This window comes from Paracoccus sp. NIOT.M2S5SZ12 (genome assembly GCF_057748165.1).
Genome location: NZ_JBYLFR010000014.1, coordinates 78,667 through 87,421, shown reverse-complemented (window position 1 = coordinate 87,421; position 8,755 = coordinate 78,667). Strand labels below are relative to the sequence as shown.

At 70.8% G+C, this 8,755-nt stretch carries 10 protein-coding genes and 1 tRNA gene; 1 reads left to right on the top strand and 10 read right to left on the bottom strand.

Annotated features, from left to right (window positions below):
* On the top strand, positions 1-494 hold a 494-nt coding region (locus AC2SGK_RS13455; RefSeq protein WP_488324021.1), incomplete at its 5' end, for a tyrosine-type recombinase/integrase.
* 80 nt (positions 495-574) lie between these two features.
* Here the strand turns inward: AC2SGK_RS13455 and AC2SGK_RS13450 are convergent.
* The 10 genes from AC2SGK_RS13450 to AC2SGK_RS13405 form a co-directional block, all read right to left on the bottom strand.
* Positions 575-650 (bottom strand) — tRNA-Phe (locus tag AC2SGK_RS13450).
* A 94-nt stretch (positions 651-744) separates the two neighbouring features.
* Positions 745-921, bottom strand: coding sequence for a DNA gyrase inhibitor YacG (locus tag AC2SGK_RS13445; protein ID WP_488324020.1), 177 nt, complete (start codon positions 919-921; stop codon positions 745-747).
* On the bottom strand, positions 921-1,976 hold the full coding sequence (locus AC2SGK_RS13440; protein ID WP_488324019.1) for a ribonuclease E/G: 1,056 nt from the start codon (positions 1,974-1,976) through the stop codon (positions 921-923). Before AC2SGK_RS13440 ends, AC2SGK_RS13445 begins: the two co-directional genes overlap by 1 nt.
* Entirely contained in the window at positions 1,973-2,572 is a 600-nt protein-coding gene (locus AC2SGK_RS13435) for a Maf family protein (RefSeq protein WP_488324018.1), read from the bottom strand. Before AC2SGK_RS13435 ends, AC2SGK_RS13440 begins: the two co-directional genes overlap by 4 nt.
* Before the next feature lie 40 nt (positions 2,573-2,612).
* Positions 2,613-2,831 carry a translation initiation factor IF-1 gene (gene infA, locus AC2SGK_RS13430; protein WP_010397442.1) on the bottom strand — a complete coding sequence of 73 codons (219 nt, stop codon included), beginning with the start codon at positions 2,829-2,831 and terminating at the stop codon, positions 2,613-2,615.
* An 87-nt stretch (positions 2,832-2,918) separates the two neighbouring features.
* A complete protein-coding gene (locus AC2SGK_RS13425; protein WP_488324017.1) occupies positions 2,919-4,055 on the bottom strand; it encodes a hypothetical protein in 1,137 nt (378 codons plus the stop codon).
* Between the two features lie 60 nt (positions 4,056-4,115).
* A complete protein-coding gene (locus tag AC2SGK_RS13420; protein ID WP_488324016.1) occupies positions 4,116-6,746 on the bottom strand; it encodes an ATP-binding protein in 2,631 nt (876 codons plus the stop codon).
* The gene (locus tag AC2SGK_RS13415) at positions 6,736-7,008 is read right to left on the bottom strand and encodes a hypothetical protein (protein WP_488324015.1); all 273 of its coding nucleotides are present in this window, start codon (positions 7,006-7,008) and stop codon (positions 6,736-6,738) included. Before AC2SGK_RS13415 ends, AC2SGK_RS13420 begins: the two co-directional genes overlap by 11 nt.
* Positions 7,008-7,367: a response regulator transcription factor gene (locus AC2SGK_RS13410; RefSeq protein ID WP_488324014.1), complete on the bottom strand. Its 360-nt coding sequence runs from the start codon at positions 7,365-7,367 to the stop codon at positions 7,008-7,010. Before AC2SGK_RS13410 ends, AC2SGK_RS13415 begins: the two co-directional genes overlap by 1 nt.
* Before the next feature lie 113 nt (positions 7,368-7,480).
* Positions 7,481-8,752 carry a short-chain fatty acyl-CoA regulator family protein gene (locus tag AC2SGK_RS13405; RefSeq protein WP_488324013.1) on the bottom strand — a complete coding sequence of 424 codons (1,272 nt, stop codon included), beginning with the start codon at positions 8,750-8,752 and terminating at the stop codon, positions 7,481-7,483.
* Positions 8,753-8,755: the final 3 nt, after the last annotated feature.

Genomic DNA, 8,755 nt, shown 5'->3' with positions numbered 1-8,755 from the left:
GGGCTTGGGCTTGCTCATGCTGCCCATCTAACCGCATGGATTCACCAAGTGAATCCTTCACGGGGAGAGTTCTGCAACAACGCCCATGGGGTGACTACGATGGAGACACCCTCAAGCTGCGACAGAGAAAAACAGACAAATATCTGGTCCTCCCCTGCACGGTAGCGCTCAATACCGCTCTGGCCGAAGCGAAAAGATTGCTTGGGCGCGCCACTGCAGCGTCTATGCCTATACTAACCCAACCGAACGGCAATTCGATGACGTATTTTTATATGGCAAAAGTCATGCGTAAAGAGCGGATCCGCCTTGGTTTAGAGGCATATGACCTTCACGCACTTCGGTATCGTAGCATTAAAGAGCTAGCATGGGCGGGCTGTGACGATGACGAAATTGCTGCGTACAGCGGCCATGCGACAAAGGCCATGATTGCCAAGTACGCTGGCGAGGCGCGTCAGGAAATGCGCGCTCGTCAAGCTCGTGAAAAACGACAGTGAACAGAAGTCGCACATAACCAGAAACTGATACCAATAATGATACCCCAAGAAGAAGCGGATCGGCTATGTCATTGAAATTATGGTGCCCGGAGACGGATTTGAACCGCCGACACGCGGATTTTCAATCCGCTGCTCTACCAACTGAGCTATCCGGGCCCCTGTCGCGCCGTCCGGCGCGGGATGGGTGGTGTTTACGAAGAGGCGCCGGGACTGTCCAGACCGAAATCACCGATTCTTTGCCGTGGCGACATTATTTGCCGCTCTCGCGATCGTCGGGGGCGTCGCCGCTCGGAACCTCGTCCAGAGGGGCGCCGGGAATGACGTAGCTGCCGCGCAACCAGCGCGCCAGATCCACGTCCGCGCAGCGTTTGGAGCAGAACGGGCGATAGCGCGGATCGACGGGCTTGGCGCAGATCGGACAGGCCATCAGGCGCCCCCGGCGGCCTGCGCCAGCCGCGCCAGGGGCACGCGGTCACGCTTGCGCGTCAGCTCGTAGAGGCCCATCGCGGTCCAGCCGACCAGCGTCGTCTCGGACCCCGCGCCGCGGAAGGCGGCCTGCAGGACCTGGTCCAGCGTGGCCCGGTCGCGCTTGGGCATGGGCGCGAAATCGATCACGACCTGCCCGCCCAGCCCGCGCAGCGCCAGCTGCCGCGGCAGCTCGCGCGCCACCGCGATGTTGGCCTTCAGCCCCGCCGCCAGCGACGTGTCGTTGCCGGTGTTCACGTCCACCGCGACCAGCGCGCGTGTCGCCTCGACAAAGGCGTCCGCGCTGCCCGGCAGCGAGATGCGGGGCGACAGAAGGGCGTCCACGGCCTCAAGGACGCCGCAGCGCTCGAAACTGTCGTCACCCTCCTCCACTGCGTCGGGGGCCGGTTCGGCCCAGTCCATCCAGGCCTGTTCCCACGGGCTGGGCGCGTCCAGCAACAGCTCGGGGCCACCCGTGGTCTCGGCGCAGATGCGGTCCGCGAGGTCGATCAGCTGTTCCAGTTCGTTGCGGATCTCGGCGTCATCGGCGTCCAGCGTGACGCTGCGCAGGATCAGGCCGTGATCGCGGTCGCCCAGGACCTCGCGGCCCAGGGCCGCCAGCGCGTCGCGGCGATCCTCGTCGCGGATGCTGCGCGAGACGTTGACGCCCGGCGCGCCCGGCGTGACCAGGGCGTGCCGGCCGCGCAGCAGAAGCCGGGTGGACAGGGGCAGCGCCTTGCCCTCCTCGGCCACGCCGGCGATCTGGACCAGCACGGGCTTGCCCTCGGGGACGCCCTTGCGGTCGCGCAGATAGCCGGTCTGTCCGTCGGGCAGGCGCAGGAAGACCCCGCCCTGCCCCTTCATGAAGCGGTCGGTGGTGGCGCGGCAGATCGCGCCCGGCGCCAGCGGGGTCAGCGGATCGCCCGCGACCAGCAGATCGGCCAGCTGGCCGTCGACCATCAGCGCGGCGGCCTCCAACCCGAACAGATGTCCCAGAACGACCTGACGTCCCTTCATGCGGCGCCTCCTTGCGGGGTGGGGTGGATGCCGATGGCGGCCAGCATCGCGGCGGTCTCGGACAGGGGAAGGCCCACGACAGCGGAGAACGACCCCTCCAGCCACGGGATGAAGGCCGCGGCCGCGCCCTGGATGGCATAGCCGCCCGCCTTGCCCTGCCAGTCGCCGGCGTCCAGATAGCGTTCCAGCGCGGCATCGTCGATGCTGCGCATGCGCACCCGCGTCTCGACCAGGCGCAGCGCGGTGCGGGACCCGTGGCGGAGCGCCATGGCGGTCAGCACGACATGGCGCCGCCCCGACATCAGCCGCATGAAGGCCGCGGCCTCGGCGCGGTCGGCGGGCTTGCCCAGGATGCGGCGGCCGACGGCCACGGTGGTGTCGGCGGTCAGCAGCGCCTCTCCCTCGGCCAGGTCCAGCGCGGCGGCCTTCTCGGCGGCCATGCGGCGGACATAGTCGCGGGGCGTCTCGGCCTTGCGGGGGGTTTCGTCGATATCGGCGGGGCGCAGCGCGTCGGGCACGATCCCGATCTGGGCCAGCAGTTCAAGCCGCCGGGGGCTTGCCGATCCCAGGATCAGCCTGGGGCGCAGGTCGGCCATCATCCGGCCTCCGGTTGCGTGGTCCGTCCCGAGGGACGGCTCACTTGAAGCGGTAATTGATCCGACCCTTGGTCAGGTCATAGGTGTTCATCTCAACCTGAACCTTGTCGCCTGCCAGAACGCGGATGCGGTTCTTGCGCATCTTTCCCGCCATATGTGCGATGATCTCATGGCCGTTCTCAAGCTCGACCCGGAATGTCGCATTGGGCAGGAGTTCCTTCACGACGCCGGGGAATTCGAGCATTTCTTCCTTGGCCATGGTCACTCCGTTCTCAACATCCCGTCAGATTCGGGACCGCCGTTACATGCGTCCGAAAGGCGCGGAATTCAAGGGAAAAGCGCCCGGTCAGCCGCGCAGCACCGTCAGGTCGCGGCCCAGGGGCAGATCGATCGGACCGGATGCGCCCGCGGCGTGGCGGAACGGGTCGGGCTGCGCAAGGTCCGCAGGCATCGCCGCAGCGCCAAGCGCGGCCCCCAGGGACAGGCCGTGCGCGGAGAGCGTCGGCGCGCCGTCATCGGTGTCCGACGCCTCGGGGTCGCGCAGGCGCAGCGCGTGACAGCCCTCGGCCTCGCCGAACTTGGCGGTGGCTAGGACCTGCCCGTCGTCGGTCTCCAGCGTGGCTTGGGTCAGGCAGCTGCGCGGCAGCGCCATCAGGCGGCCGGCCAGGAGGCCCCGCAGCTCGGCCAGCGACACCCGCTTGCGGCACAGGACGCCCGTGACAAGGACCGGCGCCTCCTGCATGGGGGCGGCCAGGCTGACGCGGACCGGGGCGGGCGCAGGCACGGGCGGCGCGACCGGCGCGGACAGCGCCGGGGTCGCGTCGGGGCGCGGGCGCAGCGCAGCGCCGGCAGGCTGCGGCAGGGCCAGCAGCACCTGTCCCTCGCGCATGTCGGGGGCGCCCATCGCCAGATGGAAGGACAGGCTGCGCAGCGGCCGGTCCTCCAGCATCAGCGACAGCGGGCGCGGATCGTCCAGATGGGTCAGGAAGCGATAGCCCGCGATGGCCTCGAACCCCTCGACCCCCTCCATCTCGGCCGTCAGGTCGGTCAGGAAGGCGTTGATGAAATCGGCGCAGAGCAGCGCGTCGCTGCGCGTGGGGCGGCGGCGTTCCAACCCGCGCGAGGTCACGCGGCCCAGGGCCTGCCATTCGACCAGCGCCGCCACCGCCTGCGGACAGAGCGCGATGGCCCCCAGCAGGTCGCCCGGCCCCTGCAGCACCACGACCAGCGGCAGTTCGGGCAGCATCTCGGGCAGTTCGGCCAGGGTCAGCGCGCCGGGCTGCACGGACAGCGCCCGCACCGGCAGCTGATAGAGGCGGTCGGCCGAGCGGCCGATGGCGGTCGCCCCGGCGCGGGCGGGCGTCGGCGGGGCCGTCGCGGGCAGCTGGGGCGCGCCCCCCTGGCCAAGCCGGGCCTGCGTCTTGGCCTGCAACATGCGGCGCAAGACGCCCGATCCGTGGCTGTTTGGGTCTGCTTGGGTCATGTCCGGTCCGAATCAGGCTTCGCTGCCCCCTCAGACTGGACCATCGAGGTTGAGAAACCATTAAGCCGGAACAGGCGGGCGCTGCGGCAGCTGGATGCGGAAGGCGGCCCCTTCCTGCCCCGGCAGATAGCTGATCTCTCCGCCCAGGGTCCGCATGATCTCGCGGCAGATGGCCAGGCCCAGCCCCGCGCCCCCCGCCCGCGCCGGATCGTTCAGCCTGGCGAACTTCTCGAAGATCAGCGACTGGCGCGCGGCGTCGATGCCGCTGCCGTTGTCGACGATGTCGATGACCGCGCCGCCGCCCTCGGGCCGGCGCACGCGGATGGTCAGCTGCGGCCGCTCGGCATCGCAATACTTGCGGGCGTTGCTGATCACGTTGATCAGCACCTGAAGCAGGCGGTCCGCGTCGGTGATGACGCCCACATGCTCGGCCAGGACGTCGCGGTCGATCGTGAAGCGCCGCTCGGGGCGGGTGGCCGAGGTCGTGGCCAGCGCACGCCCGATCAGATCATGCAGGTTGGCCACCGTCACGGTCAACTGGGCCCGGCCGCTTTCCAGCACCGACAGGTCCAGCAGGTCGTCCAGCAGCCGCGTCAGGCGCCCGGCCTCGTCATGGATGATCCCGGCGAAGCGGCCCCGCTCCTCGGCGGTCAGTCCGGGGTCCTTCAGGATCTCCGAAAACGCCCGGACCGAGGTCATCGGTGTGCGCAGCTCATGGCTGATCTGGCCCAGGAAGGCGTCCTTCTGGACCGACAGGGCGGTCAGCTTGTCATTGGCCTCGCGCAGCTGGCGGGCGGTGCGGGTCAGTTCGGCCCGCGCGGCCTCCAGGCGCTGCGTCTCCTCCTTGGCGCGCTGCGCCTCGCCCGCGACCTGCATCAGGTCCGCGACGGTCAGCGCCACGCCCCCCGCGACGCGGTCGATCATCGCATGCGCCGTGGCCGCGCCGATGGAGCCCGCCAGCCGCCGCTCCAGCGCGTTCAGGAAGCGCGGGGTCAGGTCCGGCAGATAGCCGCTCTTGCCCTGCGCGCGGGCCTCGGCCTGGAAATAGCGCAGCGCGGCATCAGCCCCCCACAGCCGCCGGGCCATGGCCAGCAGCGGCTCGGCCCGGTCCTCGCCGCGCAGCATGCGGCGGTGACGGATCGGCTCGACCGCCGAGACGAAGGACAGGCCCTGCAACCGCTCGACCGGGTCGGGAAAGCCGAAGATCGACAGGCCGATGAAGGCCAGCGTGTTGACGGCCAGCGACAGGGCCACGGCGGCGGTCCAGGGATCGACGCCCTCCGGGACCGGCAGCGTCAGCCCCGCCCCGACCGAGGGCAGGAAGATCAGCGCCATCCACAGCGCCGCCCCCGATCCGATGCCCGCATAGGCCCCCTTGCGGTTCGCGCCCCGCCACAGCAGTCCGCCCAGCATCGCGGGCAGCACCTGCGCCATGCCCGTGAAGGCCACCAGCCCCATCGCGGCCAGCGCGGCCGAGCCGCCCGACGCCTCGTGATAGACCCAGCCCGCCGCCACGACCGCCAGGATCGCCAGCCGCCGCGCGTTCAGCACGAAGCCGCGCAGGTCGTCCATCTCGTCGGGCGCGGGCACGCGGCGCAGCGCCAGCCAGGCCGGGACGATCCAGTGGTTCGACACCATCGTCGCCACCGCGATGGCACAGACCACGACCATCGACGTGGCCGCCGAGAACCCGCCCAGGAACACCAGCAGCGCCAGCCCGCTCTGGCCCGTGGCCGTGGGCAGCGTCAGCATGTAGAGGTCCGGGTCCATCCCCGCGGGCAGCAGGTCGCGCGCCATCACCGCGATGGGCAGCACGAAGAGCGACATGGCCATCAGATAGGCCGGAAAGGCCCAGCCCGCGACATGCAGGCGCTCCTCGTCGGCGGCCTCGACGACCATCACCTGGAACATGCGCGGCAGGGTCAGGATCGCGGCCGCGGACACCAGGATCAGCGCGGTCCAGCGGTCGGGACGGATCAGCCAGCCCTCGGCCAGCACCGGGTCGCGGCTGGCGCGGGCGATGCGCTCCAGCATGTCGGCGGGCCCGTCCGCCAGGCCCCAGACCACATAGACGCCAAGCGCGATGAAGGCCGCCAGTTTGACCAGCGCCTCCAGCGCGATGGCGGTGACCACGCCGTGATGACGTTCGTCCGCCGCCAGGTTGCGCGTGCCGAACAGGATGGTGAACAGCGCCAGCCCCGCCGCCACCCACAGCGCCGTGCCGCCCCGCGCCGCATCCGCCGTGCCTTCGGCGAAGACCTCGAAGGAGAGGCGCACCGATTGCAGCTGCAGCGCGATATAGGGGGTCGAGGCCACGACCGCGATCAACGTCACCATGGCCGCCAGCCGGTTCGACTTGCCGAAGCGGGCCGAGACCAGGTCCGCGACTGAGGTGACATGGTGCATCCGCGCCACCCGCACCAACCGCCTCAGACCCCACCACGCCCCGGTGAAGACGATGGTTGGACCCAGATAGATCGTCGCGAATTCCAGACCCGACCGCGACGCATATCCGACCGCCCCATAGAAGGTCCAGGCCGAGCAATAGACCGACAGCGACAGCGTATAGACCAACGGATGGTCCAGCCAGCGCACATGGCCGCGTGCGGCCGCCCGGTCGGCCGCATAGGCCACCCCGAACATCAGCGCGACATAGGCCAGGCAGGTGGCCAGCAGCGCCTCAAACTGCATCGCGGTCCCCGGCGCGCTCGACCGGCTGCGTCGCTGCCTCGGCGCGCAGCAGCGCGCGGTGCAGCACGCGCACCGCCACGATCAGCGCCGTCCACAGCCCGAACAGCCAGACCGTCCCCCCGGCATAGGACAGGCTGGCCGGCGCCCACCAGACCGGCACCAACAGCAGGATCAGCGTCAGCACCGGCAGCACCCGCGCGGCATCGCCCAGCCTGCGGCGGTGATAGGACGCCCGCTCCAGGAACAGCGGCCGCTCGGGCATCAGCGCAGCATGCGGCGCACCATCGCGCGCAGGTCGTCATTCTCGAAGGGCTTGGCCAGGACCGCGTCGGCGCGGGTGCCGCTGTCGGGCGACTGGCCGCGCGCGGTCAGCATCAGCACCGGCGTCGCCGCCAGGTCGGCATCGGACGCGTCGCGCAGCTCGTCCAGGATCTCCGCGCCCGAGCGGTTGGGCAGCATCAGGTCCAGGATCACCAGACGCGGGCGGGCGGCGCGGATCGCCTCGATCCCGCCGGCGCCGTCGGCGTGATGATCGACCCGCCACCCCTCGCGCGACAGGATGAAGCGCACCGCCTCGGCGATGTTGGGCTCGTCCTCGATCATCAGGATGTCAAGCTGCATCCGCCTCGTCCCCCCTTGCGGTCCGGCAGGCGGGCCGGGCCGTGGCGGCGATCATGGTCCGGATCACGCCCCCGTGTCAAAGCCCCATCGCGCCCGCGGGGCGGTCCAGGGCGTCAGCCGGGCTGCGCCACCAGGATGGACGGCTCGCGCCGCGCGGGGCATGCGGCACGCGGGCAGATCCGGCAGGCCGGCCCCACCGGCAGCGCATCGCCGGGGGCCGGATTCTCGACCGGCAGCATCAGCATCAGCGCCTCGGTCAGGACGGGACCGTCCACGCCCGCGGGCTGATGGCGATGGGCATAGGACAGCGTGCGGAAGGCGCGCCCGTCGGGCATTACCACCGCCTGCGCCCGCGCGGCCTGCGGCGCGGCCAGCGCCTGGAACAGCGGCCAAATCGGGCAGCTGTCGCCCGGACGCGGCAGCGCCAGGCCCTGCGGCGCACGGCGATGGACCAGCGCGCCCGAGCCGTCGCAGATCAGCAGGCCCGCCCCCTCGAACCCCGCCGGGCGCAGGTCGGCCAAGCGGCGGATCACCAGGTCCAGCGGCAGGCCGAGCCGCGCGGCCAGCCGCACCGGATCGGCGGGCGCGCCAAGCGCGGTGATGGCCTCGGTCAGGCTGCGGTCCGGCAGCGCGGTGCGATCGGCCTGCATCCCGGCCAGCAGCGCCCCGGCCATCGCCCGCGCACTGTCCGAGCTGAGCTGGTCGGGGTCTGGCAGGTCCGGCCCGGCATCGGCCAGCCAGGCCTCGACCTCGTCCTGGGGGGTGGCGGCGCTGCCCTCGGCCTCGAAGCTGTCCAGATAGGCGACCAGCGCCTGCGCGGTCATCGACAGGCGCTGGCTGTCCTGATGTAGGTTGGCGTGAAAGCGGCGGCGCCAGTCGGGGGCGATCTCGCCCTCCTCGACCAGGATCGCGGCGGTCGAGCGGACCGAGGTCACCGCCGACAGCACCTCGTGCAGCGTCGTCAGCAGATAGGGGTCCTGGGTCATGCGGTCGGACATGTCGACGACCTGCCGCTCCAGCGCGCCCGCGCGGCGCGACTGCGCGACCAAGAGCGCGGCCCAACCCGGAAAGCGGGCAAGGAACTCGGTGATCTGGTCCAGCTCGGGCGCGGTGCCGCTGGCCACCGGATGGGCCGCGGCCTCGCGCAGCGCGGCGATGCGGACCTCCTCGCGGCCCTCGGCCAGCTCGTCGGCGGGGACCTCCAGCTGCTCGGCCAGCCGGGCGATCAGGTCTGGACCGACGGGGCGTCGGTTGTGCTCGATCAGGTTCAGGTAGGCGGGCGAGATGCCCACCGCACGTGCCACGTCCGCCTGCCGCCGGCCAAGCGCCAGCCGGCGTTCCCGGATGCGCGTGCCGGTCAGGACGGTGCCGCCGCGATCCGCCACGGA

Excerpts from the sequence above, each read along its gene's own strand:
- AC2SGK_RS13445 (WP_488324020.1), bottom strand. The coding sequence starts at position 921 with ATGGCCTGTCCGATCTGCGCCAAGCCCGTCGATCCGCGCTATCGCCCG.
- AC2SGK_RS13440 (WP_488324019.1), bottom strand. The coding sequence starts at position 1,976 with ATGAAGGGACGTCAGGTCGTTCTGGGACATCTGTTCGGGTTGGAGGCC.
- AC2SGK_RS13435 (WP_488324018.1), bottom strand. The coding sequence starts at position 2,572 with ATGGCCGACCTGCGCCCCAGGCTGATCCTGGGATCGGCAAGCCCCCGG.
- infA (WP_010397442.1), bottom strand. The coding sequence starts at position 2,831 with ATGGCCAAGGAAGAAATGCTCGAATTCCCCGGCGTCGTGAAGGAACTC.
- AC2SGK_RS13425 (WP_488324017.1), bottom strand. The coding sequence starts at position 4,055 with ATGACCCAAGCAGACCCAAACAGCCACGGATCGGGCGTCTTGCGCCGC.
- AC2SGK_RS13420 (WP_488324016.1), bottom strand. The coding sequence starts at position 6,746 with ATGCAGTTTGAGGCGCTGCTGGCCACCTGCCTGGCCTATGTCGCGCTG.
- AC2SGK_RS13415 (WP_488324015.1), bottom strand. The coding sequence starts at position 7,008 with ATGCCCGAGCGGCCGCTGTTCCTGGAGCGGGCGTCCTATCACCGCCGC.
- AC2SGK_RS13410 (WP_488324014.1), bottom strand. The coding sequence starts at position 7,367 with ATGCAGCTTGACATCCTGATGATCGAGGACGAGCCCAACATCGCCGAG.